The organism is Streptomyces sp. NPDC014801 (assembly GCF_043082085.1).
In the GTDB taxonomy this organism is placed as follows: Bacteria; Actinomycetota; Actinomycetes; order Streptomycetales; family Streptomycetaceae; genus Streptomyces.
On sequence record NZ_JBIBXG010000009.1, the window covers coordinates 278,670 to 305,086 of the forward strand.

Below are 26,417 nucleotides of genomic sequence, written 5' to 3' on the forward strand. Positions count from 1 at the left end.
GATGGCGAGAACCGAACGGACGCCACCGGCGACGGCCACGGGCCGGGGTGACCGCGGTGTCCGGATGTAACCGGGGCGGGCGACTGCCGACCCGTGGTCTGCTGCCGGTGCCGGGGCGGGCGTCTGCCGACCCACGGTCAGCCCTCAGCCCGCGAGCCGCGGTCCGCCGGGCGGGTCGGCTGCCCGGCGGGTGGTGTCAGCGGGTCGGGGTGAGGTCTGCGACCTGTTCCAGGCGGGGGAGGTCGCGGATCGTCGTCGTGCGGTAGCCGGTTTCCAGGAGGCCTTCGCGGCGCAGTTCGCGCAGGCCCTTGTGGACGGTCGTTTCGGCGGCCCCGGTGAGGGCCGCCAGTTCGGGCTGGGAGAGCCGGCAGCCGACGACCAGGCCGTCGCCCGCCGGACGGCCGTACGCGGTCGCCAGCTCCACCAGCAGCCGGGCCAGCCGCACCTTGGCCGGATAGCCCCGGAAGTCCAGCCGGCGGCGGTTGGCCCAGCGCAGCCGGTCGGCCACGATCCGGGTCAGCGCCACGGCCACCTCGGGGCGCCGCATCAACAAGTCGTGCAGCGGCCCGGGTTGCACCACGCGGGCGGTCATCGGGCCGCAGGCCGTCACGGTCGCCGAGCGCGGGGACCCGTCCATGGCGGCCATCTCGCCGACGGTGTCGCCGCCGACCCGGACCGCGAGCAGCGAGGTCTCGCCGTTCTCCACCCGCGCGGTCACCTTGGCGAACCCGGACAGCAGCAGGAGCATGTGCCGGTCGTGCGCGCCCTCGCTGAGCAGCACCTCGCCCGCCTCGACCCGCTTGGGCGCGCCCAGCGTGAGCAGTTCCTGCCGGGCCGGCGGCGACAGCACTCCCAGCAGACTGCGCGCGGGCCACTCCACGGCGCTGTAGGGCATGGGCACGCCCCCCTCCCCGACGGACTGCGGACACTGCGCATCCTGCCCGCTCGGCCCGCCGGCCGCGACGCATCCGCGGCACCTCGCCCGTACGGAGGTCGCCGTCGGTGAAGTACCCGGCGACGTCGGCGACCAGGTCGCTCGCGCCTGCGCCTCGGCGCGGCCGACTGGCGGCTATGTCCGGGTACATCCGGCTTGTCATGGTCACGTTTTGGCAGCGGGTCCGGCCCTCCCTTGGCAGGCCCGTCCGGCTGCTGATAGAGATTCTTTTCTGGCTGTCGTCCACCGCGTGGGAGCGGTGACACCGCCGGGGGGGCTCTACGTGGTCCGGCTGGGTCCGGACCTCCTGAACGGACTCTTCACGCCTGCGCCGTGCCCGCATGCCCGCATGCCGTTTCGTGCCGCATGCCCGCGTGCCCGCAGCGGCGCTCGCGCACCCTTCCGCGGTCTCACCTGTCCGCACGCACCCCGGGCGACGGAGGTTGACGAAGAGGGAGTGTGCATGGGCCGAACCGCCCGTGAGAAGGCGTACAGATGGGGGGCGGCGACGATAGCCGCCCTGGCCGTCACCGCCACCGTGGCACCGGTGTCGTACGCGGCCACGTCCGGCGAGCCGGCCCCGCAGCGGGTCGGCGGCGCGCCGAAGGTCCCCGCGGGGGCCGTGCGCGCGGCGGACCCGAAGGCCGGGGAGGCGCTCGACCTGAGCGTCGTCCTGGAGCCCCGCGACCCCGCGGCGCTGAACCGTTTCGTCGCCGAGGTGTCCGACCCGGCGTCCCCGAACTACCGCAAGTACCTGGGGACCGGCGAGTTCGCGGACCGCTTCGGCGCGCTGCCGCAGACCGTCGAGCGCGTGCGCGCCGACCTGGAGGCGCAGGGCCTGGAGGTCGGCGCCCTGGAGTCCGACGGGCTGACGCTGCCCGTGCACGCGACGGTCGGCAAGGCCGCCGAGGCCTTCGCCACCGACTTCGACGGCTACAAGCTCAAGGACGGCCGCACCGGCTTCACCAACACCCGCGCCCCGCAGTTCGCCGGCGACGTCGCCGGTGAGGTGCGCGGCGTGGTCGGCCTGAGCACGCTCACCCGGTACGTGCCGCGCAACACCGGCGCCAAGGGCCCGGCCCGGGCGGCGGACACCTCCGGCGGTGCCCTGCAGTCCCGGCTGACCGGCACCACCGGCACCATGTGCACGGACATCAAGAACCTGTACGCGACCTCGGGTCCCGGTTACCCGGCCGCCTACGACAAGCAGGACTACTGGTCCGCCCGGTCGCTGGCGACCGCGTACAACATGGCGGACCAGCCCAACGTGCAGACCGGCACCACCATCGCGGTCTACTCGCTGGAGAACTACGACCTGCGCGACATCAACAGCTACCAGGCCTGCCACGGCACCAAGGCCTCGGTCAGCTCGGTGCGCGTCAACGGCGGCCCGTCCGACCCGGCGAGCGCCGACACCGGCGTCGGCCTGGAGACCGCGCTGGACGTCGAGACCATCGTCGGTCTCGCCCCGCAGGCCAAGGTCCTCGTCTACCAGGGCGAGAACGACTGGACCAACGCCACGGCCACGCTGCGCCGGATCGTCACCGACAACCGCGCCAAGGTCGTCTCCATCAGCTGGGGCCTGTGCGAGGCGAACACGCCGAGCGACGTCGTCAACGCGGAGAACCTGCTGTACCAGCAGGCCGCCGCGCAGGGCCAGACCGTCGTCGCCGCCTCCGGTGACAGCGGCTCCACGGGCTGCTACAACCCGTCCTACAACGCGCCCTACGCCAACCAGCTCGTCACCGACTGGCCCGCGAGCTCGCCGTACGTCCTCGGTGTCGGCGGCACCAGCATGCGGAGCGCCGTCACCAACCAGACCACCTGGACGGGCTCCGGCGGCGGTGTCTCCCAGCTGGTGAAGGTCGCCTCGGACGGCTTCCAGAACCGCACCGGCGCCGGCTACAGCAACGTCTGCGGCGCCGACGCGAGCTCGGCCTGCCGCCAGGTGCCGGACGTCTCCGCGGTCGGCGACCCGGCCACCGGCTACCCGGTCGCCTTCGGTCACACGCCCGACGGCGGCCAGTACTGGAACATCATCGGCGGCACCAGCGGCGCCGCCCCGGTGTGGTCCGCGCTGATCGCGCAGGCCGACCAGGACCTCGCCTGCCAGGCCAACGGCACCGTCGGCTACGCGCACAACGCGCTGTACCGCCTGCCCGCCACCGCGTTCCGTGACGTCACCACCGGCAACAACAACCTGACGGCGTCCGGCAACTACAGCGGCCAGTACCAGGCGGGCGCGGGCTACGACCTCGCGACCGGCCTCGGCACGCCGAACGGCCGCGCGATCGTCCAGGGCCTGTGCGCCGCCGTGCCGCGCTCCCCGGCCGCCACGTTCAACGCGCTGACCCCGGCCCGCATCCTGGACACCCGCTACGCCATCGGCCGCTCCGGCACCTCCCCGGTCGCCGCGAACGGCACGGTCAAGCTGAAGGTGACGGGCGCCGGCGGCGTCCCGGCCACCGGTGTCACCTCCGTGGTCCTGAACGTCACGGCCGCCTCGCCCACCGCGACCGGCCACCTGATCGCCTACCCGAGCGGCACCACCCGCCCGGAGTCGTCCAACAGCAACTGGCTCAAGGGCGAGATCATCCCGAACCTGGTGACCGTCCCGGTCGGCCAGGACGGCTCGGTCAACCTGTTCAACGCCTCCAGCGGCACCGTCCACTTCATCGCGGACGTCGCCGGCTACTACTCCACGGAGGCCGGCGGCAGCACCTACCTGCCCATCGGCCCGTCGCGCATCCTCGACACCCGCGCCGCCAACGGCGTGACGACGAAGACGCCGGTCCCGGGCAAGGGCACCGTGTCCCTGCAGGTCGCCGGCCGGGGCGGCGTGCCCGCCACCGGCGCCACCGCCGTGGTCATGAACGTCACCGCGACCGCGCCGACCTCGACCGGTCACCTGATCGCCTACCCGAACGGCAAGCCGCAGCCGACCGCGTCGAACATCAACTGGCTCGCGGGCCAGACCCGTCCGAACATGGTCGTCCTGCCCCTCGGCACCGACGGCAAGGTCAACCTGTTCAACGCGGGCACCGGCACCGTCCACTTCATCGCGGACGTCGCCGGCTACTTCACCGCCGACACCACCGGCTCGTCGTTCCACACCGCGGGGCCGAGCCGGCTGCTCGACACCCGCTACGCCCTCGGCACCGCCCGCAACACCCCGGTGCCCGGCGGCGCCACGCTGGTGCTGAGCCTCAACGACGGTCACACGCTGGCCAAGGCCAAGGCCGTGGTCCTCAACGTCACCGTCACCGCCCCGACGTCCGGCGGCTTCCTGACCGTCTGGCCCGACGGAACGACCCTGCCCAACGCCTCCAGCGTCAACTGGGTCAAGGGCCAGACCGTGGCCAACCTGGTGACCGTGCCGGTCGTCAACGGAAAGATCGACTTCCGTCCGAACGCCGGCAGCGTGCACGTGATCGCCGACCTGTTCGGCTACTACATGTGACGCGACGCGCGGAGCGCCACTGAAGAACGGGCCCTGCCCCCACCGCCGTACCGTGCGGTGGGGGCAGGGCCCTTTCGCGTCCCGGCGGCCGCCCCCTGCCGGGGTGGTGCACCCCGGCCGGCCGGTCCGTGGTGCCGGACCCGGATCCCTCCCCCGGGCCTCCCTCGGCGTTCGCCCGGGTGACTAACCTTCGGGGGTGACCACCGAGTTGACCCTGCTGACCCGTGTCGCCTGCCGGGGCCGGGAGATCACCGCGCCCCGGCTGCGCGGCCTGCTGGCCCTGCTCGCCGACGACCTGCGCACCGGGTGCGGCACCGGCCGGCTGGCGGAGGGACTGTGGCCCGACGAGCAGCCCGAGCGGCCCGCCAAGGCCGTCCAGGTGCTGGTGTCCCGGCTGCGGACGCAGCTCGGCGCCGACCTGGTGGAGAGCACCCCGGCCGGCTACCGGCTGACGCTCCCGGAGACCCACGTCGACAGCTCCGCGCTGCTGCTGCACGAGGCGGCCGCCACCGCCCGCGCCCGGGCCGGGGACCACCAGGGCGCCCTGGAGGAGGCCGAGGCCGGGCTCGCCCTGTGGGACGGCACCGTGGACGCCGCCGCCGGGGACGACCTCCACGACCCGGTGGCGGCCCTGCGCGCCGCCCGGGCCCCCGCACACCGCTCGCTGGCCCGCACCCGGGCGCTCGCGCTGGCCCGGCTGGGACGGCGGGAGGAGGCCGCCACGCCCCTGGCCGAGCTGGCCCGGGAACTGCCGCAGGACGAGGAGGTGCTGGCGGAGCTGCTGCGCTGCGAGGCCGCCACCGCCGGCCGGGCCGCCGCCCTCACCCGCTACGACGCCTACCGCCGCCGGCTGCGCGACACCCTCGGCACCGATCCCGGGCCCGCCCTCAAGGCCGTCCACCTGGAGCTGCTGAGCGCGGACGCGGCGCCGGTGCGCCACGGCGTGCCGCACGACGCGAATCCGCTGCTGGGCCGGGACGCCGACATCGCCGCCGTGACCGGGCTGCTGCGCGAGGCCCGCGTGGTCACCGTCGTCGGCCCCGGCGGGCTGGGCAAGACCCGGCTGTCGCACGCGGTGAGCCGGGCCGCTGAGCAGCCCGTGGTGCACTTCGTGCCGCTCGCCGGTGTCACCGCCGACGACGACGTTCCCGGCGAAGTGGCCTCGGCGGTCGGCGCCGCGGAGGGACGGCAGTTCGCCGGCGGCACGGACGTGGTCAGCGGCATCGCCGCGGCGCTCGGCGCCGGGCCTGTGCTGCTCGTCCTGGACAACTGCGAGCAGGTCGTCGCCGGTGCGGCCGCCCTCGTCCAGGCACTGGTCTCCCGCGCGCCCCGGCTGCGAGTGCTGGCCACCAGCCGCGCCCCACTCGGGCTCAGCTCGGAGTCGGTGTACGCCCTGCCGGAGCTGTCCCAGGAGACCTCGGTGGAGCTGTTCGTCCAGCGGGCCCGCGCCGCCCGGCCCGGCGTGGAGCTGCCGCCGGGGCCGGTCGCCGAGATCTGCCGGCACCTGGACGGGCTGCCGCTCGCCGTGGAACTCGCCGCGGCCCGGGTGCGGGTGCTGTCCGTGGCCGACATCTCCGCCCGCCTGAGGGACCGCTTCGCGCTGCTGCGCGGCGGCGCCCGCGACGCGCCCGAACGGCACCGCACCCTGCGCGCCGTGGTCGACTGGAGCTGGAACCTCCTGGAGAGCGACGGCCGGGCCGCGCTGCGCGCCCTGTCCGTGTTCCCCGGCGGCTTCACCGAGGACGCGGCGCAGTACGTCCTCGGCGAGCGCGCGGACGCGCTGACCCTGCTGGAGCAGCTGGCCGGACAGTCCCTGATCAAGGTCGACGACAGCCCCTCCGGGGTGCGCTTCCGGATGCTGGAGACACTGCGGGAGTTCGGCGCCGCCCAGCGCGCCGAGGCCGGCGAGGAGGAGACGGTCACCGGCCGGTTCCTCGCCTGGGCGCGGGATTTCGGACGCGCCCACCACGACCAGCTGTTCGGCTCCGACCCGGTGCCCGCCTGGTCGGGCATCCGCGCGGAGCAGGACAACCTGGTCCTCGCCCTGCGGCACGCGCTGGCCCGCGGCGACGGGCCCACCACCGCGGCCGTCACCGCCGTGCTGTCCTCCCTGTGGTCCACCGGCTCCAGCTACGCGCGGCTCGCCGCGCTGGCCGCCGACACCGCGGCCCCCCTCTCCCACTTCCGGCCCGAGGACCCCGCGGACGTGGAACCGGCCCGCAGCGCGGCCGCGGTGTGCGCGGCGAGCCTCTTCATGGGCCACGGCCCTCATGCCGTACGCCAGTTGGTGACCCTGCGGCGGCTGCCGCCCGCCCCGCCGGACACCGTGCTGCGCGCCCTGTCCGTGGTGCTGTGCGCCGTACCGGAGATGCGGCCGCCCGGCTACGACCGGCTCCAGCAGCTGTGCGAGGCGGACGAGCCGCTGCTCGCGGGCATCGCCGCGGGGGTCGCCAGCTACGTCTGGGAGGCGGGGCACGACGTGGAGCGGGCGCTGGCGAGCGCCCGCTCGATGGTCGGCGCGCTCACCCCGCTGAACAACCCGGCGATGCACCTGCTCAGCCACGGCCGGGTCGGCGAGCTGTGCCTGCAGACCGAGCGGGGCACGGAGGCGTACGAGCATCTGCGGGCCGCCCTCGGCGCGCTGGACGCGTTCGGCGACCGGTCGGACTCGCTCGGCGTGCGCTGGGGGCTCGTGCTGGCCTGTCTGCACCGGGGCGAGATCGAGGAGGCCGAGTACTGGCTGGACCACGCCGTCGTGGACCAGCCGCCGGACGCCGACGGGACGTACAGCCCCGAACTGGCGGCCCGCGCGGAGATCGCGCTGGCCCGCGGGCTGAGCGAGCTGGGGCTCGGGCTGTGGCGCCGGGCGGCGGAGCGGGTGCGGCAGGTCGGCGCCCGGTACGCCGAGGGCGATCCGTTCGTCGACCCGTGGGTGCTGCAGCTGCAGGCGGCGGCCGTCGCCGCGCACGCGCTGCACGGCCGGCCCGAGCCGGTCGCCGGGCTCACCGAGGAGCTGCGGGAGCGGCTGCTCGGGCTGCTGTCCGCCACCCTGCCCGACGGCTCGCCGGCCGACGGGGCGCCGGTGGAGCTGCCGGTGTACGGCACGCTGCTGCTGGCCCTCGGACACGCCCGGCTGGCACGCGGCGAGCCGAACGCCGTACGGCTGCTGGCGCTGGCCGAGGGCATGCCGGTGGTCCGGGAGTTCCCCACCCTGTCGCTGAACCGGGCCCGCGAGGCGGCCCGGAACGCCGACAGGGCGGCGTACACCGACGCGAGGTCGAGGTACGCCGCCCTGGGGCGGGAGGAGCTGCGGGTGGAGGCCCTGAGGGAACTGGCGGGGTGACGGGGATCCCGTCGGGGTGGTGGGTGTCCCCGACCGGGCGGTGGCGGTGCCCCGACGGGGCGGTGGGTGGCCCCGAGGGGGCGGTGGCGGTGTCCCGACGGGGGCGGTGGGTGTCCACGACCGGGGTGGCGGCGGGTCCCCCGCCGGCCGGTGTCCCGTCGGCCGGGCGGTGGGACTCACCTGCGGGGCTCGCGGGTGAACTGCGCCTTGGACCACAGGTAGCCCAGCACGGTCAGCGCCACGAACCAGGCGACGGTCAGCACGGCGTTCTTGGTGCCGATCCCGTCGCCGAGCAGCAGCCCCCGCAGGGTCTCGATGGCCGGCGAGAAGGGCTGGTACTCGGCGAACCAGCGGAACCAGCCCGGCATGGCGTCCACCGGCACGAACGCGCTGGACAGGAACGGCAGCATGACCAGCGGGTAGCCCATGTTGCTGGCGCCCTCGGGGTTGGGGCTCACCAGGCCGAGGCCCACCGCGATCCAGGTGAGCGCGAGGCTGACCAGCGCCATCAGCCCGATCGCCGCGATCCACTCCAGCGGGCTCGCGTCCGGCCGGAAGCCGATGGCCAGTCCGATGGCCAGGACGAGCACCAGGGACATCAGCGTCTGGATCACACTGCCGACCACGTGCCCGATCAGCACGGAGGTGCGGGAGATCGCCATGGTGCGGAACCGGGCCATGATGCCCTCGGTCATGTCGGTGCACACCGACACCGCGGTGCCGAGCGAGGTCATGGCCACCGTCAGGAAGAGGATGCCGGGGACCAGGTAGGCGACGTAGTCGGCCCGGTCCGCGTGGCCGCCGTTGATGCCGGCGCTCATCACGTTGCCGAAGACGTAGACGAACAGCAGCAGCAGGACGACCGGGGTGAGCAGCAGGTTCAGGGTCAGGGAGGGGTAGCGGCGCGCGTGCAGGAGGTTGCGCCGCAGCATGGTCAGGTTGTCGCGGAGGGCGTGGCCGGCGGTGCTCATCGGGTGGTCTCCTTGTCGGCGGAACGGGTGCCGCTGCTCGTGGTGGGCTGTGCGGGGACGGAGCTGCCGGTCAGGGCGAAGAACACGTCGTCCAGGTCCGGGGTGTGCACGGACAGTTCGTCGGCCTCGATGCCGGCGGCGTCGAGCCAGTCGAGGACGGCGCGCAGCTCGCGCTGGCTGCCGTCGCTGGGGATCTGCAGGCTGAGCGCCTCGTCGTCGCGGGTGGTCTCGCGCAGCGCGGTCGCCGCCCGCTCGTAGGTCGCCGGGTCGGAGAAGCGCAGCCGCACATGGCCGCCGGGCACGAGCCGCTTGAGCTCGGCGGCGCTGCCCTCGGCGACGATCCGGCCGCCGTTGAGCACCGCGATGCGGTCGGCGAGCTGGTCGGCCTCCTCCAGGTACTGGGTGGTGAGGAAGACGGTCGTGCCGCCGGCGACCAGTTCGCGGATGATCTGCCACATGGTGTGCCGGGAGCGCGGGTCGAGGCCGGTGGTCGGCTCGTCGAGGAAGATGATCCGCGGGCTGCCGACCAGGGTCATGGCGATGTCCAGGCGGCGCTTCATGCCGCCGGAGTAGGTGGAGGCGGGCTTCTTCGCGGCGTCCACCAGGTCGAAGCGCTCCAGCAGACCGGCGACGACCTGCCGTCCCTCGCTGCGGGAGAGGTGGTGCAGGTCCGCCATGAGGAGCATGTTCTCCTCGCCGGTGATCAGGCCGTCCACGGCGGAGAACTGCCCGGTGACCCCGATCGCGGCCCGGACCGCCTGGGCCCCGGCGGTGAGGTCGTGCCCGGCGATCCGGGCGGTGCCGGCGTCGGCGGAGATCAGCGTGGACAGGATGTTGACCATCGTGGTCTTGCCCGCGCCGTTCGGCCCCAGCAGGGAGAAGATCGTGCCGGCGGGCACCTGGAGGTCGATGCCGTCGAGGACGGTCTTGTCCCCGTAGGCCTTGCGCAGCCCGGTGGCCGCGATAGCGAGATCGTGCTCGGTCGTCGTCATGTCCCGTAGCCTGCGACCCGGCGCATTCAGCGCGGCTTCAGCGCGGTTTCAACGGCCCGTGCCGGCCACCGGGGGCTGAAACCGGCAGGCCGGCGGGGCGGCGTGGGCCACGAAGGGTGGTGGCCTCCGCCCGACGCCGGTGCCCACGCCCCGGCGAGCCCGCGACTTCTCGCCGTCGAGGACGGCGGCCCGCCCAGCCCTCCCGGCACCCACCGGAGTGCCCACGCCCGGCGAGTGCGCGGCCTGTCACCGTCGGGGGACGGCGGCCTGCCCAGCCTCCCGGCACCCGCCGGAGTGCCCACGCCCCGCGGGTTCGCGGCCTGTCACCGTCGGGGGGCCGCGGCCTGCCCGGCCTCCAGGGTGGCGGCCCGACCAGCCTCCCGGCACCCGCGGGCGTGCCGCGCCCGGCGGGTGCGCGACCTTTCGCCGCCCAGGACGGCGGCCTGCCGAACCTCCCGGACGGCAGCCTGCCGGCCTCCCGGCATCCGCCCGAGGTTCCGCGCCCGGCGGGTGCGCGGCCTGCCGCCGTCGGGGGCGGCGGCCTGCCGGGCCTCCCGGGTGGCGGCCTGCCCGGGTGGCCGGGAGGCCGGCCTCCCGGCGGATGCCGGCCGGGACTCGCGGGGGGCAGCTCGTACCCGTTCGCCCGGCGTCACCGGGTGAGGTGGGCAGGGGAGTTGAGCGGGGAAGATCCGTCCGCCAGTACGCTGTGCTCGCTGCGGCCCTCCCCCCACCGTCACCGCCGGCCTCGGCGGTGCGCACGGTCTGCGGCGGTCAGGTTGGCGTGCGAGGCGAGGTTGAGTCACAGGTGCTGATAGCGGGCCGGTACCGGCTGCTCGAACCGATCGGGCGAGGCGCGATGGGTGAGGTCTGGCGCGGGCACGACGAGCTGCTCGGCAGACCCGTGGCGGTCAAACTCCTGCTGGAGCAGGCCAGTACGGACGCCACCGCCGCCGCCCGGTTCCGGCTGGAGGCGCAGACGGCGGGAGCGCTGAACCACCCGCACGTGGTCGGCGTACTCGACTTCGGGCAGCACGAGGAACGGCTGTACCTCGTCATGGAACTGGTCGAGGGCCACAGTCTCGCGCGCCTCTCCCGGCAGCCCGCCGACCGGGTGGCGCACATCGCCGCGCAGGCCGCCGCCGGTCTGGCCGCCGCCCACCAGCAGGGCATCGTGCACCGCGACATCAAGCCCGCCAACCTCCTCCTCGACGCCGACGGCACCGTGAAGATCGGCGACTTCGGCATCGCCCGCTTCCTCGACGACCCCGGCGCCGCGCTCACCGCGACCGGGCAGATCGTCGGCACGGGTCTCTACCTCGCCCCGGAACGCGCCCTCGGCCGCCCCGCCGGACCGGCCTCCGACGTGTACGCGCTGGGCTGCGTGCTCTTCCAACTCCTCACCGGGCGGCCCCCCTTCCACGCCGACACCGCCCTCGGCGTGCTGCACCAGCACCTGGACGCCTCCCCGCCGCTGCCCCGCGACCTCGGCGTGGACCTGCCGCCCGCCTACGAGACCTTCCTGCTCGACCTGCTCGCCAAGGAGCCGGACGACCGCCCCACCGCGCAGCAGATCGCCGACTGGTTCAACAGCGGCGCCTGGCGGAGCCGGGCCGAACCGCTACCGCCGAGCCAGGTGCCGGTGGCCCCGCTGCCGCCGCCCCCGGCACCGGCCGCCGTGACCACCTACCGCCTCCCCGAACGCGACCAGCGCCACCGCGGCCCGTCCCGCGCCTCCCACCAGCGCCGCCCCGGCGCCACCGGCAGGACCGCCGCCGTGGCACGGCCCGGCGGCACCGCAAGACCGGGCGCCACCGCGAGACTCGGCGGTACGGGCAGGCTCGGCGGTACGGGCAGGCTCGGCGGTACGGGCAGGCTCGGCGGTACGGGCGGGAAGGTGGCCGCCGCGCTCGCCTGCGCGCTGCTGTTCGTCGGCGCCCTGCTGGCCGGCATGACCTGGTTCGCCCCCGACCGCAGCTCCGCCGAGACCCCGAAGGTCCCCGCGACCGGCGCGCCCGCGCCCACCGACGGCACCGATCCGGCGGCCGTCACGGCCGACGAGTCCGCGGCGGTCCCGCAGAACGACGCCCCGGCGGCCCCGCAGCCCGACCCCACGGCCACGAAGAAGAAGAAGAAACACCACGACGACGAGGAGTGACGCAAGGACGAGGGCCCCGGCCGGTGCGTGCGGCGGGGCCCTCGTCGGTTCAGCGGCAGGTCACCTCAGGGGGTCACTTGAGGTAGACCAGCCCGTCGGTGGTGACGGTCGGCCGGCCCGTCGTGCCGACGACCACGATCTTGACGGTGTGCTTGGCGCTGCCGGACCAGTTCTTCGTCCAGATCGCCTGCCGGTACAGCGTCGTGGCGGACTTCAGGTCGACCGTCGCCACCTTGACGCCGTCCACGTACACGTACGCCTGCCCCGAGCTGGAGGCCCGGGAGACCACCCAGGCGGCGGACCGCCCGGTGAAGGTCCAGGTCAGGCTCGCCCCCTTGGTACCGCTGGAGTACGAGGCGCCACCGAGGTAGCTGCTGGAGGAGCGGCTGCTCCAGCTGCCGGACCGCACGGCCGCCGACTCCTGGAGGATCACCGGGGTGTAGGCGGCGGAGACGGTGCGGGTGTTGCCGGCGTAGTCGGCGGCGCGCAGCGACCAGGTGGCGGCGGTGCCGGACGCGGCGGTGCGGGCGGCGCTGTAGGTGGTGGCGCCGTAGGTGGCGGTGCCCGGCGAGAGCAGGCTCACCGAGCGCAGGGCGGCGTTGTCGGTGGCCTTCCAGCCGAGGGTGACCGGGACGGCGGTGGTGTTGACGGTGCCGGTGCGCAGGGACAGCGCCGGGTTGCCGGTGAAGGCGGGCGCGGTCGTCTCGGCGACGGCGTTGAGCGTGGCGGTGGTGGCGGTGCGGCCGGACTGGTGGACGGCGCGGACGGCGAGGGTGTGGCTGCCGAGGGCGAGCGTGGTGCTCGCGGAGGAGGCGGTGCCGGCGGTCGTGGCCGCGACCTTGCCGTCGACGAGCAGCTCGAACCGCTTGACCAGCGAACGGGGCGTGGTGGCCGACCAGTTCACCGTGACGGCGCCCTTGGTGTAGTACGTCGAGCCGGACAGGCTCGCGCCGCCGGCCACGGAGGTGACCTTCAGGCCCTGCACGGGTCCGGCCGCCCAGGCCCGGATGGTGGGCAGCTGCGCGTACAGCGAGCTGCCGGGGCACTGGGTGTTGTAGCCGTCGCGGTGACCGGAGACGCGCTGGAAGGTGTACTTGGTGCCGGCCGTGTAGGCGGTGCCGAAGTAGTTGGTCTGCGTGGCGCCGGCGTTGAGCTGCACGGTGGACGCCGGGTCGGCGCCGTACTGGCCGAGCTTCCAGGCGGCGACGCGGGCGACGGCCTCCAGCGCGGCGTTGCTCGCGCCGGTGGTGCTGTACTCGCCGAGTACCGCGATGCCCGCGGACTCACGGTTCCAGCCGTAGGTGTGCGCGCCGAGCACCGGCAGGTCGACGCCGCCCTTGCGGCCTTCGAAGACGGTGCCGCACTTGTCGACGAGGAAGTTGTAGCCGATGTCGTTCCAGCCGTTGACCTGCGTGTGGTACGCGTAGATGCCGCGCACGACGGATGCCGAGTCGGTGCAGGCGTAGGTGTTGTCGCCGTCGGTGTGGTGCACGAACACGGCCTTGACGTCCGCGTTGTACTCCGACGGGTCGGGGCTGAGCGACTCGTCGGCGCCCCAGCCGGCCCGGGAGGTGATCGGCGGACGCGGCACCGTGGACTGCGGGGCGGTGGGGGTCGCGGACGCGGTGGGGGTGGTCGCCGTGGGCGAGGGGGACGCCGTGGCGGTCGGGGCCGGGGAGACGGTGTCGGTCGGGGCCGGGGAGACCGTGTCGGTCGGCGTGGAGGACACGGAGTCCGTGGGCGAGGGGGAGGCCGTGCCGGTGGCCGTGTCCGTGGCCGTGTCGGTGGGCGTGGCCGTGTCGGTCGGGGACGTCTCGGCGGCGAACGCGGCGGGCGCGGGGTCGCTCACGCGGGTCTCGGCGTCGGTGACCACGCCCGGGTCGACCAGGTTGACCTGCAGGCCCTTCGGCAGGGCGGCCGAGGTGCCGTTCTTGCGCAGCACGCGGGCCTCGACGCCGTCGGAGGGGCCCACCCAGCGCGGCTCGGACGCGCCGCGGTCGCCCTGCTCCGGGTGCTCGACCGGGTCGGCGTCCACGTCCAGGTCCTGCCAGTCGCTCCAGGCGCCGGTCACGCTGCTGTGGGTGCGCACCTGGGCGGTGCCGCGCAGGCGTACGGCGGGGCCGGACCAGGAGACGCCGACCAGCGAGAACGGGTGGGTGTCCGTGCGGGGCAGCTCGCGCTTGTCGCTCGCGGTGCCGTTCAGCGCCAGGTCGTAGACCCGCACCGGGCGCTTCGCGCGGACGCCCGGGCCGTCGTGGGCGGGGCTCGCGACGGCGTACGTCACGATGCCTCCCCCTCCCAGCACGACGGCGCCGAGCGTCAGCCACGCGCGTCGTTTCAAGCTCAGCGGTTTGTACGCATGCGACGCACGCGTCGTACGACGGATCACGACGTGTCCCACCCCGAAGAAGGCCGCGACGGTGGCGGCGGCGAAGTCACAGGAGGCACACCGGTTACGGGGGTGTGCTGCTCCCTTCAGCGCGGGGGGCTCCGCCGGTATCACGGGTTACGGGGGTGGGGTGACGTAGATCACCTGTCCTCTCGGGTTTGGTGAACGCCGTGGGGTGGGCGGGCGACGTTGCGATGTCACCCGGGGGTGCGATCACCGCCGTCGGCTGCGCAACCCGGCGCTACGGGGCGCCGCCGCGCCCACCCGTGCCGCCCCAGGCGGCACGCATGCCCGCGGCTGGGGCGGACGAAGAACCGAGGCGCCCGCAGGGCACGCGGGGCGCGGACGGTGACCGCAACTCCCCAGGGGCGCGGGGAACTGCGCGACCAGCCACCCACGCACCCGCGGACGAAGACGCACCGCACCCGCAGACGAACGAACCGCCAAGCCGCCGGCAGGCGCTACGTGCGGATGGAGAGGATCTTGCCCAGGACCCGCCGCAGCTCGCGTTCCGCGTCCTGGACCGCGTGGGCCGTGCGCCAGGCCGTGAAGCCGTCGGGGCGGACCAGGACCGCGCCGCCGGGGGCCACGCCGTGGCGCGCGGACCAGGTGGGGGTGTCCTCCTCGGGCACGAGGTCGCCGCCGGGACCCACCCGGTGCGGCCGCAGCGGCAGGCGCAGTTCGTCGGCGAGCCGCAGCGCCGCGTCGTACCAGGCGTGCCCGGCCTGCGCGTCGCACAGCAGGACCAGGGACGTCTCGTACAGGTCGAGGGTGGAGACCCGGCTGCCGTCGGCCCGCCGCACCCACAGGTGCGGGGCGCGGCTGCCGGGCGCGCCGGACAGTTCCAGCCGGTCGGGGACGACGGGCCCGGACGGGTCGGCGCCGTCGATCGCGCCGGCCGGGTAGCGGTAGCCGAGCGCGACGTCGAGGATCCCACCCGGCCTGCGCCCCCCAGGCCCGCCGGGACCGCCGGGACCACCGGGCCCGCCGGAGCCACCGGGACCGCCCGAGGCACCCGGACCACCGGGCCCGCCGGAGGCGCCCGGACCACCAGGCCCGCCCGGACCGCCGGGACCACCGGGACCACCGGAGCCACCCGGACCGCCGGAGGCACCCCCGCCGGAGGCGCCCAGGTCGCCGCCCGGTGCGAAGCCGGGGTGGCTGTGCTCCACCGACCGCACCGCCGCCCGCGCGCTGGTCGCCTCGGCCACCGGGCGCCGTTCCGCGTCGTAGCTGTCGAGCAGCCCGTCCCCGGCCCAGCCGCCGAGCACCGCCGCGAGTTTCCACGCGAGGTTGTGGGCGTCCTGGATGCCGGTGTTGGACCCGAACGCGCCCGTCGGCGACATCTCGTGCGCGGAGTCCCCGGCGAGGAAGACCCGCCCGGAGCGGTAGGCCGTCGCGACCCGCTGGGCGGCGTGCCAGGGGGCCCGCCCGGTGATCTCGACGTCGAGGTCGTCCACGCCGACCGCGCGGCGGATGTGCGCGATGCACCGCTCGTCGGTGAACTCCTCGACGGTCTCGCCGTGTTCGGGGTGCCAAGGGGCGTGGAAGACCCAGTTCTCGCGGTTGTCGACGGGCAGCAGCGCCCCGTCGGCGTCGGGCCGGGTCAGGTAGCAGACGATGAACCGCCGGTCCCCCACCACGTCGGCCAGGCCGCGCGAGCGGAAGGTGATGCTGACGTTGTGGAACAGGTCGCCGGGGCCGCTCTGCCCGATGCCGAGCTGTTCCCGGATGGGGCTGCGCGGCCCGTCGGCGGCGACGAGGTAGTCCGCCCGCACGTGCAGGTGCTCGCCGGTCTCGCGGCTCTTGGCGACGGCGCTCACCCCGTCGCCGTCCACCTCGAAGGACATCAGCTCGGTGGAGAAGCGCAGGTCGCCGCCGAGGGTCACGGCGTGGTCCAGCAGCACCGGCTCCAGGTCGTTCTGGCTGCACAGGCACCAGGAGGTGGGGCTGAAGCGGGCCAGCCCGCCGCCCGGGTCGATCTCCCGGAACAGCCACTCCCCGGCGTCCCCGACCAGCGTCGGCGTCTGCAGGATGCCGTGGTTGTCGGCCAGCGTGGCCGCGGCCCGGTGGATGTCGCCCTCGACGCCCGCGACCCGGAACAGTTCCATCGTCCGGACGTTGTTGCCGCGCCCACGCGGGTGAATGGACGTCCCTGCGTGCCGCTCCACCAGGGTGTGCCGTACCCCCAGACGGCCCAGGAACACGGATGTCGACAGGCCCACGAGGGACCCTCCGACGATCAGGACAGGAACCCGGTGCACGGCCTCCTGACCGGCCTGTTGCTTCATCGCTTCGCCTCCAGCGCGTCGATCCCACGGGTTCACATCCATGCCCCGCACCGCCGCCGGCGGCTCACGCTTCACCCGCTCACCCCGCCCGGATCGCGCGCCGCTGCACCTCGGCTCAGGATCGTCCCTACGTGGCCGCGGTGGCCGCTCAGCGCGACCCCCTCCACAAACCCCGCCGGAAGAAACACAGGCTCCCCGCCCGAAGAAGAGGTGTGCAGGATGACGGTCTCCCCCGCCGTGTCGACGGTCCCGGACCGCGTCGCCACGGACGCGTTCGACGGGTCCCGGGTGCGGGTCGTGCTCATGGTGGACATCCACGACGGAACCCAGAAGGAGTTCCTGACCGCCTACGAGCACATGTGCGCGCAGGTGGCCGCCGTACCGGGGCACATCAGCGACCAGCTGTGCCAGTCCCTGGAGAACCCCACACAGTGGCTCATCACCAGCGAGTGGGAGAGCGCCGAGCCCTTCCTCGCCTGGGTCAACAGCGACCAGCATCTGCAGATGGTCGAGCCGATGAGCGGCTGCGTGCGCGACACCCGCTCGCTGCGCTACACCGTGCTGCGCGAGACGGGCGGCACCGGTGAGCCCACTCCCGTGGGCGCGCTGCAGCCGGCCCCCCGCACCGGCGGCAACGTCGTGCGGCACGCCCTGACCTTCACGGTCCGGCCCGGCAGCGAGGCGGTCGTCGCCGAGCTGCTGTCGAACTACGCCTCGCCGCAGGCCCGGGTGGACGACACCACCCGGCTGCTGCGGACCTCGCTGTTCCTGCACGGCAACCGGGTGGTGCGCGCCGTGGAGGTGCGCGGCGACCTGCAGGCCGCGCTGCGGCATGTGGCGCGCCAGCCGGAGGTGCGGGCCGTGGAGGAGGCGATCAACCCCTATCTGGAGCAGGACCGCGACCTGGACGACCCGAAGTCGGCGCGGGCCTTCTTCACCCGGGCCGCGCTGCCGGCCGTGCACCACGTCGACGCCGTCCACCCGGCCGGCGGCACGGAGCGGCTCGCGCTGTTCTACCCGGCCCGTCCGGGCGAGGGCCCGGCGCTGGCCCGGCTGCTGGCGCGGCAGGACGCGGCCGCCGCCGGCGACCCCGACAGCCCGGTCACGTCCTGCACGGTCTTCCACCGCGACGATCTCGTGGTGCGTCTGGTGGACGTGGCCGGCGACCCGCAGGACACGCCGGGGCGGGTGCTGGGCCTGTCCGGCTCCGAGGCCCGCGCGGCGGCCGCGCCGCTGCTGGACGGTGACGCGCTCGGCCTCGACGTCCCGCTGGCGGACGAGCGGGCGCTGCCCCGCCTCCTGACCCGGGCCCGGATGCGGCCCCTGACCGACCGCACGGCCCCGACCGCCTGACCGGGCGGCCGGCACCCCGATGTCCCGGGCCCCGACCGTCCGCTCGCGGCGGCCGGCACCCCGAATCCCTTTTCCCCTTCCGGAGTGAACCGCCATGACGCAACAGCAGGCACGAATCGTCGACCTCGGCTCGATCGCCCCCAACCGCCGCCGCGGCGGTGACGTCCGCGCGCTTCTGACGCCGACGACCGCGGGCTCGACCAGCGGTTTCATGGGCGTGGCCATCGTGCAGCCCGGGGAGCGCATCGCCGAGCACTACCACCCGTACTCCGAGGAGTTCGTCTTCGTCACGCAGGGCGTGTTCGAGGTGGACCTGGACGGTGAGCCGCAGCACCTGCGCACCGAGCAGGGGCTGCTGATCCCGCCGCACGTGCGGCACCGGTTCCGCAACGTCGGCGACACCGAGGCGCGGATCGTCTTCCACCTCGGCCCGCTGGCGCCGCGCCCCGACATGGGGCACGTCGACACCGAGGAGGGCGAACCCGCCGAGGTGCTCTCATGAGCCGGCGGGTCGCGGTCACCGGCATAGGCGTCGTCGCGCCCGGCGGCATCGGCGTCCCCGCCTTCTGGGACCTGCTGTCCCACGGCCGTACGGCCACGCGCAGGATCTCCCTGTTCGACCCGGAGGGCCTGCGCTCGCAGATGGCCGCCGAGTGCGACTTCGACCCCGAGGCGCACGGGCTGGACCTCGCCACGGTCCAGCGCTGCGACCGGTACATACAGTTCGCCCTGGTCGCGGCGGCCGAGGCGGTGCGCGACGCGGGACTGGACACGGCCCGCGAGGACCCGTGGCGCCTGGGCGCCTTCCTCGGCACCGCCGTCGGCGGCACCACCCGGCTGGAGCACGACTACGTCCTCGTCAGCGAGCGCGGTGCGCGCTGGGACGTGGACCACACCCAGGCGGGCCCGGATCTGCACCGGGCGTACTCGCCGAGCACCCTCGCCTCGGCCGTCGCCGAGGAGTTCGGGGCGCGCGGGGTGGTGCAGACGGTGTCCACCGGCTGCACCTCGGGCCTGGACGCGGTCGGCTACGCCGCGCAGGCGGTCGCCGACGGCCGGGCCGACGTGGTGATCGCCGGCGCGTCGGACTCGCCGATATCCCCGATCACCATGGCGTGCTTCGACGCGATCAAGGCGACCTCGCCCAGCAACGACGACCCGGAGCACGCCTCCCGGCCCTTCGACGCCCGCCGCAACGGGTTCGTGATGGGCGAGGGCGGCGCGGTCCTGGTCCTGGAGGAGCTGGAGCACGCCCGGGCGCGCGGCGCGCAGATCTACTGCGAGCTGGCCGGCTACGCCACGTACGGCAACGCGTACCACATGACCGGCCTGACCAAGGAGGGCCTGGAGATGGCACGGGCCATCGACGACGCCCTGGACCAGGCCCGGCTCGACCCGAGCACCGTGGACTACGTCAACGCGCACGGCTCGGGCACCCTGCAGAACGACCGGCACGAGACGGCCGCGGTCAAACGCGCCCTGGGCGCGCACGCCTTCGACACCCCGATGAGCTCCATCAAGTCGATGGTGGGCCACTCGCTCGGCGCGATCGGCTCCATCGAACTGGTGGCGTGCGTGCTGGCGCTGGCCCACCAGGTGGTGCCGCCCACCGCGAACTACGAGGTGCCGGACCCCGAGTGCGACCTGGACTACGTGCCGCGCACCGCGCGGGAGCGGGAGCTGTCCACGGTGCTGTCGGTGGGCAGCGGGTTCGGCGGGTTCCAGTCGGCGGTCGTGCTGACCGGACCGGAGAGGAGGCTGCGATGAGCGGACCGAGGGTCCGGAGGTGGCTGCGATGAGCGGACCGGACACCCGGCGGGCCGTCGTCACCGGAGTGGGTGTGGTGGCACCGCAGGGCATCGGCGCGGAGGGCTACTGGAAGGCGGTCGCCGACGGCCGCGCCTTCCTCGGCCCGATCACCCGGGAGGGCTGTGCGCACCTGCCGCTGAAGGTGGCCGGCGAGGTGCAGGGCTTCGACCCGGCCGCGCTGATCGAGACGACGTACCTCGTGCAGACGGACCGGTTCACGCACCACGCGATGGCCGCGGCCCAGCTGGCGCTGGACGACGCCAGGCTGGCGCCCGCCGACGTCGCCTCGCCGTACGCGGTGGGTGTGGTGACGGCGGCCGGTTCCGGCGGCGGCGAGTTCGGCCAGCGGGAGCTGCAGAAGCTGTGGGGCGACGGTCCCAAGCACGTCGGGCCGTACCAGTCGATCGCCTGGTTCTACGCGGCGAGCACCGGCCAGACCTCCATCCGCGGCGGGTTCAAGGGCCCGTGCGGGGTGGTGTGCGCGGACGAGCCCGGCGGCCTGGACGCGCTGGCGCACGCCGCCCGCGCGATCGGCCGGGGCACCGACGCGGTGGTGGTCGGCGCCACGGAGGCGCCGCTCGCGCCGTACTCGATGGTGTGCCAGCTCGGTTATCCGGAGCTGAGCACGAGTGACGACCCCGAGCGGGCGTACCGCCCCTTCACCTCCGGCGCGTGCGGTTTCGTGCCCGGCGAGGGCGGCGCCATGTTCGTCCTGGAGGACGAGCGGGCGGCGCGCGAGCGGGGCGCCCAGGCACGGGCGACGGTGGCCGGTCACGCGGCGACCTTCACCGGGGCCTCCCGCTGGGCCGACTCCCGTGAGGGGCTGGCCCGCGCGATCACCGGGGCGCTGGAGCAGGCGGGCTGCCGGCCCGAGGACGTGGACGTCGTCTTCGCCGACGCGCTCGGCGTGCCCGAGGCGGACGCGGCGGAGGTCCTCGCCCTCGCCGACGCGCTCGGGCCGCACGCCCGGGGCGTGCCGGTGACCGCGCCGAAGACCGGCGGGGGCCGGGCGCACTGCGCGGCGGCGGTGCTGGACGTGGCGACGGCGGTCCTCGCGATGGAGAACGGCCTGATCCCGCCCACGCCGAACGTCTTCGACCCCTGCCACGAACTGGACCTGGTGACCGGCCGGGCGCGGACCGCGGACGTCCGCACCGCCCTGGTCGTCAGCCGGGGCCTGATGGGCAACAACGCGGCGCTCGTCCTGCGCAAGGGCGCGCCGTGACCCCCACCCCCTCACCCAAGGAGCACCTCATGACGGATCAACTGGACCACCAGCTGACCTCCCGCGTCACCTACGCCGACCTGTCCGACCTGATGAAGCGCACGGCCGGGGTCCAGGTCGAGCCGCAGGAGCTGGAGCGGCAGTCCGCGTCCGGCTTCGACAGCCTCGGGCTGGACTCGCTGGGCCTGCTCGGCATCGTCGCCGAGCTGGAGAAGCGGTACGGCGCCGGCCTGCCGGAGAACGCGGAGAAGTGCAAGACGCCGGCCGAGTTCCTCGCGCTGGTCAACGACGCCCTCACGAGTGGAGCCTGACATGGCCGACGGCCACACCGAGAACGAGATCACCATCGCCGCCCCGTTCGACCTGGTCTGGGAGATGACCAACGACCTGGACAACTGGCCGAAGCTGTTCAGCGAGTACGCCTCGGTCGACGTCCTGGACCGCAAGGGCGACACCGTCACCTTCCGGCTCACCATGCACCCCGACGAGCAGGGCAAGGTGTGGAGCTGGGTCTCCGAGCGCACCGCCGACCGGGCGAGCCGCACGGTGCGCGCGCACCGCGTGGAGACCGGGCCCTTCCAGTACATGAACATCCGCTGGGAGTACCGCGAGACGCCCGAGGGCGTGCGCATGCGCTGGATCCAGGACTTCGCGATGAAGCCGGAGGCGCCGGTCGACGACGCGGGCATGACCGCGATGATCAACCGCAACTCCAAGACGCAGATGGCGCTGATCCGCGACCGCATCGAGCAGGCGGCCGGCGACGGGCGCCGTGAGCCCGCGCTGGCCACGGACTGAAGGGCGCACCCGATGCACCACACGCTGATCGTCGCCCGGATGAAGCCGGGCTCGGAGGACGACATCGCGCAGGTCTTCGCCGACTCCGACCGGGGCGAACTGCCGCACCTGGTGGGTGTCAGCCGGCGCAGCCTGTTCCAGTTCAACGACATCTACCTGCACCTCATCGAGGCGGAGCAGGACCCGGGTCCCGCGATCGCGCGGCTGGTCGACCACCCGGAGTTCCGTGACGTGAGCGAGCGTCTGACGCCGTTCGTCTCCGCGTACGACCCGGCGACCTGGCGCAGCCCGAAGGACGCGATGGCCCGCCGCTTCTACCACTGGGACGCGGCCACGGTCCGCTGACCACCGCCCGGGCCCGGCCACACCCTGGCCGGGCCCGCGGGCGTGCCCGCGCGGGCCCGCGGCCGGCTCACCCCGCCGCGCGGCTCACGCGGATCTTCGACTGGCCGTGCGGGCGGGACTCCCAGTCCTCCATGAAGCGGGCGTCCAGGCCGTGCCGGCGGGCCAGCGTCAGCAGGGTCTCCGTGCGGTAGTAGAAGTCCTCCCGCAGCACCTGGTGTTCGGTGCCCTCCGTGCGGTCGAAGGTGAAGTCGAAGAATCCGGTCGGCTTCAGCACCCGGCCGACGTGGGACAGGCACTCCTCGATGACGTCGAGCGGCGAGTGCGAGAACACGCTGTGGGCGTGGACGACGTCGAAGTGGCCGTCGGGCAGGAAGTCCAGCGTGAGGTCGCCGGTGATGGTCAGGTGCGGCACCTTCTCCTGCAGGCCCCGTTCGACGAGGGTCTTCTTCGCGGCGACCAGGATGTCCGGCGAGATGTCGATGCCGTAGTAGTGGCCGGGTTCGAGGTGCCGGATGAAGCGCCAGCCGCCGCGCAGGTTGCCGCAGCCTATGTCGAGCATCCGGTGCTCGGGCCGCAGCCCGTGCTCGATCAGGTAGTCGTACTGCATCTGCCCCAGCGCCAGCCAGCGGTCGTGCGTCCGGCTGCCGACCGCCGCCTCGGGGTTGCGCCGCGTGTCGGACGCCATCACGGCCCGGTAGTAGCCCACGTGGTCCGGGTGCTTGAGCCGCAGCCAGGCGTCCCGCCCGGCCCGCTTCAGATACGGCGCGACGCGCTCCGGGTGGCGCAGCGCGTACCCCACCTTGTGGGTCAGCGCGGCGCGGTTGCTGCGCAGTTTCCTCGGCGACTTGGCGTCTGCGGGCATGGCGGATCGACCTCCGTACGAGACAGCAACAGGTGAAGGGGGGAGGGGTGTTCAGACGCGGCGGCGCAGCAGCAGCACCGTGGCGAGGGTGAGCAGGACCGCGAGGCCGCCGAGCAGGGCGGTGTCGGTCCACTGGAACGCCCAGTAGTCACCGGCCGGGTTGGCCTCGTAGAAACGGGCCACGAAGTGGTGCTGCGCCATGCACTGCCGCAGCTCGCTCCCGGACGGGAACGGGCAGACGTCGACGTCCGAGCGCTGCCCGCCGGCGGTGATCAGGCCGTAGTGCCCGGTCGACCACTTGTCGCCCATCTCCGGCTTGGGCGCGCTGCCGGCGCTGGTGTAGGTGTGCGGGGCGACCAGCGCGCGCGTCTTGTGCAGCAGCTCCAGCAGCAGCGTGACGGCCCCGGTGACCAGCAGCGTCCACCCCATCGCCGCCAGCACCCGGCGGCACAGCAGTCCCAGCAGGGTGCCCGCCGCCAGCCCGAACAGCGCGGCCGCGACGACCCGCGGCCCGGAACCGCTGAGCGCGGACGTCTCGTACCAGAACAGCCCGTAGCTCCGGTCCTCGGCGGGCCGCCACCACCAGGTGAACAGCCAGGCCGTCAGCCCGGACAGGGCCGCCGCGCTCACCGCGGCGAGCGCGAACCGCGAGGTGAACCACTGCGCCCGGCTCACGCCCTGGGCCAGCACGGTGCGGTGCGTGCCCAGCTCGCGGTCCCGGCCCAGCAGCGGCGCGCCCCAGAAGACGCCGATCAGCACGGGCAGCGCGATGTTCAGCGCGCCCAGGTAGCGCAGCGGGTCGATGTCGAGGAAGAGGATCCGGCCGTCCGGGCCGGTGCAGTACAGCGGTCCCGGCTCGCACCGGTCGAACAGCCCGCTGCGCAGGTCGTCGAGCATCCCGGCCCGGGAGTACGCCGCGAGGGCGGCGACCGCGAGCAGGACGGCGACGCCCGCCACGACCGCGGTGCGCTGCTGGCGCCAGGCCAGCCACAGGGAACCCTTCATCACGCCGCCGCCTCCGTCCCGGCCGCGCCGGCCTGCAAGTAGCCGAGCAGGACGTCCTCCAGGCCGGCCCGCTCCACGTGCCAGTCCCCGGGCAGCGGCCCGCGGCGCCGCACCAGCGCGGTCACCTGCCGGCCGGCGGTGCGCCGGTGCACGACGGTGTGCCCGGCGAGTTCGCCCGCCCGGTCGGCATGCCCGGTGACCAGCGCGTGCGCCTCGCGCAGCGCGTCCGCGTCCTCGCTGAGCCGCACCTGCCCGTCCTGCAGGGCGACCACCCAGTCGCAGGTCTGCTCCAGCTCGGGCAGCACGTGCGAGGACAGCAGGATGCTGGTGCCGCGCTCGGCGGCCTCCGTCATCAGCACGGCCATGATCTCGCCGCGCACCACTGGGTCGAGGTCGGCCATCGGCTCGTCCAGCAGCAGCAGTCCGGGCCGCTTGCCGAGCGCGAGGGCGAGCGCGACGCGGGTGCGCTGGCCCGGGGACAGCTCGCCGACCCGCGCGGTGAGCGCGATACCCCCGGCGGTCACGACCGCCTCGGCGGCCGCGCGGTCCCACGTGGTGTTCAGCTTGTCGCCCATCAGCAGCGTGTCGGCGACCGTGAACCGCGGGTACAGCGGCTTGTCCTGGGTCAGCAGGGCGACCCGGGTCCGCGCCTCGGGTGTGCCCGGTACGGCGCCGAGCACCCGTATCTCCCCGGTACGGGGGCGCAGCAGGCCCCCGGCCAGGTGCAGCAGGGTGCTCTTGCCGGCGCCGTTGCGGCCGACGAGCGCGGTGATCCGGCCCTCGGGCACGGTGAACTCGCAGTCCCGCAGAGCCCAGCCGCCGCGCGCCCGGTACCGGAATCCGAGTCCGGTGGCGCGCAGTGCGGCCGGCGCGTCAGGCCGGGTCATGCGTCCTCCTGGTGGTGCTGTCGTTCGTGATGGTCCAGGGCGGCCGTGACCAGGGCGAGGATGTCCGCCCGCCCGAGTCCGGCGGCCCGCGCGCGGGCCGTCCAGTCGGACAGGTCCGCGCGCAGCGTGTCGTCCTCGGCGGCGGGCTGCGCCAGCGACCGGGTCACGAACGTGCCCAGCCCGCGGCGCAGTTCGACGAGTCCGGCCTGCTCCATGTCCCGGTACGCGCGCAGCACGGTGTTGGGGTTGATGGCACAGGCCGCGACGACCTCCTTGGCCGTCGGCAGCCGGTCCCCGACCTTCAACGTGCCCATGCGCAGGGCGCGTTCGGTCTGCTGGACGATCTGCACGTAGGCGGGAACGCCGCTGCTCCGGTCGATCCGGTACTCGACCACGTCACCTTCCATGGTTCCATTAATGAATTAGCACAAGCATGGAAGGCCCACGACGGGATGTCAAACGCCGAGGGCGGGCGGGAACGGCGGAAGGGGCAGGACGGGGCACGACGCGAGCACATGCGCTGAGGGGCCGCCCGGGGGCGTGCGGGCGCCGGCGCGGCGCGGGAATCGGGGGCGGGGGGCGACGCGGTGTGGGCGGGTGCCGCCCGCCGGAAGGCAGGGCCGTGCGCACGCCCGGCGTGTGCTGGAAGCGGTCCGCTCGGCGTGTGCGGGAAGCGGGTCGGTCAGGGGCGTACGCCCGTGAGTTTGTCCGGGTTGACCTGGAGGCGGAGGTTCTGGATGCGGCCGTCGGACACGTCGTACGTGAGGGCGCCCACCGGGGTGCCGCCGAGGGTCATCAACAGGCCCAGCTCGCCGTTGATCAGGGCGCGTTCGGCGACCACGCCACGGGTCTGCGGCTTGGCCAGGACGCCCAGGATCCAGCGGGCCACGTGGTCCGCGCCGTGCACCGGGCGCCGGGCCGCGGTGACCTTGCCGCCGCCGTCGGACCAGCAGGTGACGTCCGGCGCGAGGAGTTCCATCACCGCCGCCAGGTCACCGCCGGCGCACGCCTCGATGAAGCGGCTGGTGACCTCCTCGCGCCGGCCGGCGTCGGTGTCGTGGCGCGGGCGGCGGGCGCGGACGTGCTCGCGGGCGCGGTGCGCGATCTGCCGGACCGCCGGCTCGGGCCGCTCGAGCACCCCGGCGATCTCGGCGTGGCTGTAGCCGAAGACCTCGCGCAGCACGAACACCGCCCGCTCCACCGGGGTCAGGGTCTCCAGGACCACCAGCATGGCCGTCGACACGCTGTCCGCCATCTCCGTCTCCTCGGCGGCGTCGGGGGAGGTCAGCAGCGGCTCCGGCAGCCACGGGCCGACGTACTTCTCACGCTGCGCGCGGGCCGAGGTGAGACGGTTCAGCGCGAGGTTGGTGACCGTGCGGACCAGGTACGCCCGCGGGTCGCGGACGTGCGAGCGGTCCGCCCGGTGCCAGGTCAGCCAGGCGTCCTGCAGGACGTCCTCGGCGTCGGCGACGCTGCCGAGCATCCGGTAGGCCGTGGCGAACAGCAGCCGCCGGTGCCGCAGATAGGGGTCCTGGCCGGCCGCCGCGGCCTCGGGCGGCTCCTCGGGCCCGGTCGTGCGTTCCGTCATCGTCTCCGCT

At 74.3% G+C, this 26,417-nt stretch carries 20 protein-coding genes; 10 read left to right on the plus strand and 10 right to left on the minus strand.

Going from position 1 to position 26,417, the window contains the following annotated elements:
- Positions 1 to 196 precede the first annotated feature (196 nt).
- On the minus strand, positions 197 to 895 hold the full coding sequence (locus tag ACF1AL_RS23165; protein WP_384202107.1) for a Crp/Fnr family transcriptional regulator: 699 nt from the start codon (positions 893 to 895) through the stop codon (positions 197 to 199).
- 502 nt (positions 896 to 1,397) lie between these two features.
- Here ACF1AL_RS23165 and ACF1AL_RS23170 point away from each other — a divergent pair.
- Together ACF1AL_RS23170 and ACF1AL_RS23175 are read left to right on the plus strand one after the other, a co-directional pair.
- On the plus strand, positions 1,398 to 4,394 hold the full coding sequence (locus ACF1AL_RS23170) for a protease pro-enzyme activation domain-containing protein (protein WP_391827181.1): 2,997 nt from the start codon (positions 1,398 to 1,400) through the stop codon (positions 4,392 to 4,394).
- A gap of 196 nt (positions 4,395 to 4,590) precedes the next feature.
- Positions 4,591 to 7,737, plus strand: coding sequence for an ATP-binding protein (locus tag ACF1AL_RS23175; protein WP_391827183.1), 3,147 nt, complete (start codon positions 4,591 to 4,593; stop codon positions 7,735 to 7,737).
- A gap of 176 nt (positions 7,738 to 7,913) precedes the next feature.
- On the opposite strand, the gene ACF1AL_RS23180 is transcribed toward ACF1AL_RS23175, so the two are convergent.
- Positions 7,914 to 8,708 carry an ABC transporter permease gene (locus tag ACF1AL_RS23180; RefSeq protein WP_366835359.1) on the minus strand — a complete coding sequence of 265 codons (795 nt, stop codon included), beginning with the start codon at positions 8,706 to 8,708 and terminating at the stop codon, positions 7,914 to 7,916.
- Positions 8,705 to 9,700, minus strand: a complete 996-nt coding sequence (locus ACF1AL_RS23185; protein ID WP_391778086.1) for an ATP-binding cassette domain-containing protein — start codon at positions 9,698 to 9,700, stop codon at positions 8,705 to 8,707. The genes ACF1AL_RS23180 and ACF1AL_RS23185 overlap by 4 nt, the downstream gene beginning before the upstream one ends.
- 805 nt (positions 9,701 to 10,505) lie before the next feature.
- Between ACF1AL_RS23185 and ACF1AL_RS23190 the strand changes: the two genes are divergently transcribed.
- On the plus strand, positions 10,506 to 11,855 hold the full coding sequence (locus ACF1AL_RS23190) for a serine/threonine-protein kinase (protein WP_391827185.1): 1,350 nt from the start codon (positions 10,506 to 10,508) through the stop codon (positions 11,853 to 11,855).
- 73 nt (positions 11,856 to 11,928) lie between these two features.
- On the opposite strand, the gene ACF1AL_RS23195 is transcribed toward ACF1AL_RS23190, so the two are convergent.
- Together ACF1AL_RS23195 and ACF1AL_RS23200 are read right to left on the minus strand one after the other, a co-directional pair.
- A complete protein-coding gene (locus tag ACF1AL_RS23195; protein WP_391820707.1) occupies positions 11,929 to 14,196 on the minus strand; it encodes an N-acetylmuramoyl-L-alanine amidase in 2,268 nt (755 codons plus the stop codon).
- A 509-nt stretch (positions 14,197 to 14,705) separates the two neighbouring features.
- A complete protein-coding gene (locus tag ACF1AL_RS23200; RefSeq protein WP_391827187.1) occupies positions 14,706 to 16,535 on the minus strand; it encodes an FAD-dependent oxidoreductase in 1,830 nt (609 codons plus the stop codon).
- Between the two features lie 219 nt (positions 16,536 to 16,754).
- Between ACF1AL_RS23200 and ACF1AL_RS23205 the strand changes: the two genes are divergently transcribed.
- The 7 genes from ACF1AL_RS23205 to ACF1AL_RS23235 all read left to right on the plus strand — a co-directional run bounded on the left by ACF1AL_RS23205 (position 16,755) and on the right by ACF1AL_RS23235 (position 22,065).
- The gene (locus tag ACF1AL_RS23205) at positions 16,755 to 17,888 is read left to right on the plus strand and encodes a SchA/CurD-like domain-containing protein (protein ID WP_391778089.1); all 1,134 of its coding nucleotides are present in this window, start codon (positions 16,755 to 16,757) and stop codon (positions 17,886 to 17,888) included.
- A 94-nt stretch (positions 17,889 to 17,982) separates the two neighbouring features.
- Positions 17,983 to 18,390, plus strand: coding sequence for a cupin domain-containing protein (locus ACF1AL_RS23210; RefSeq protein WP_366835353.1), 408 nt, complete (start codon positions 17,983 to 17,985; stop codon positions 18,388 to 18,390).
- Entirely contained in the window at positions 18,387 to 19,655 is a 1,269-nt protein-coding gene (locus ACF1AL_RS23215) for a beta-ketoacyl-[acyl-carrier-protein] synthase family protein (protein WP_366835352.1), read from the plus strand. Before ACF1AL_RS23210 ends, ACF1AL_RS23215 begins: the two co-directional genes overlap by 4 nt.
- 28 nt (positions 19,656 to 19,683) lie before the next feature.
- The gene (locus tag ACF1AL_RS23220) at positions 19,684 to 20,922 is read left to right on the plus strand and encodes a beta-ketoacyl synthase N-terminal-like domain-containing protein (RefSeq protein WP_391820706.1); all 1,239 of its coding nucleotides are present in this window, start codon (positions 19,684 to 19,686) and stop codon (positions 20,920 to 20,922) included.
- A gap of 29 nt (positions 20,923 to 20,951) precedes the next feature.
- A complete protein-coding gene (locus ACF1AL_RS23225) occupies positions 20,952 to 21,233 on the plus strand; it encodes a phosphopantetheine-binding protein (RefSeq protein WP_386911374.1) in 282 nt (93 codons plus the stop codon).
- A 1-nt stretch (position 21,234) separates the two neighbouring features.
- Positions 21,235 to 21,720: an SRPBCC family protein gene (locus ACF1AL_RS23230; protein WP_366835349.1), complete on the plus strand. Its 486-nt coding sequence runs from the start codon at positions 21,235 to 21,237 to the stop codon at positions 21,718 to 21,720.
- Positions 21,721 to 21,732: 12 nt separating this feature from the next.
- Positions 21,733 to 22,065 carry a TcmI family type II polyketide cyclase gene (locus ACF1AL_RS23235; protein WP_366835348.1) on the plus strand — a complete coding sequence of 111 codons (333 nt, stop codon included), beginning with the start codon at positions 21,733 to 21,735 and terminating at the stop codon, positions 22,063 to 22,065.
- 67 nt (positions 22,066 to 22,132) lie between these two features.
- On the opposite strand, the gene ACF1AL_RS23240 is transcribed toward ACF1AL_RS23235, so the two are convergent.
- The 5 genes from ACF1AL_RS23240 to ACF1AL_RS23260 form a co-directional block, all read right to left on the minus strand.
- Positions 22,133 to 22,927 carry a class I SAM-dependent methyltransferase gene (locus tag ACF1AL_RS23240; RefSeq protein ID WP_366835347.1) on the minus strand — a complete coding sequence of 265 codons (795 nt, stop codon included), beginning with the start codon at positions 22,925 to 22,927 and terminating at the stop codon, positions 22,133 to 22,135.
- Between the two features lie 51 nt (positions 22,928 to 22,978).
- Entirely contained in the window at positions 22,979 to 23,932 is a 954-nt protein-coding gene (locus tag ACF1AL_RS23245) for a transporter (protein WP_384201604.1), read from the minus strand.
- A complete protein-coding gene (locus ACF1AL_RS23250; protein ID WP_391658846.1) occupies positions 23,932 to 24,819 on the minus strand; it encodes an ABC transporter ATP-binding protein in 888 nt (295 codons plus the stop codon). Before ACF1AL_RS23250 ends, ACF1AL_RS23245 begins: the two co-directional genes overlap by 1 nt.
- Positions 24,816 to 25,226 carry a GntR family transcriptional regulator gene (locus tag ACF1AL_RS23255; protein ID WP_366835345.1) on the minus strand — a complete coding sequence of 137 codons (411 nt, stop codon included), beginning with the start codon at positions 25,224 to 25,226 and terminating at the stop codon, positions 24,816 to 24,818. Before ACF1AL_RS23255 ends, ACF1AL_RS23250 begins: the two co-directional genes overlap by 4 nt.
- Before the next feature lie 275 nt (positions 25,227 to 25,501).
- A complete protein-coding gene (locus tag ACF1AL_RS23260) occupies positions 25,502 to 26,407 on the minus strand; it encodes an RNA polymerase sigma-70 factor (RefSeq protein WP_386415241.1) in 906 nt (301 codons plus the stop codon).
- Positions 26,408 to 26,417 lie beyond the last annotated feature (10 nt).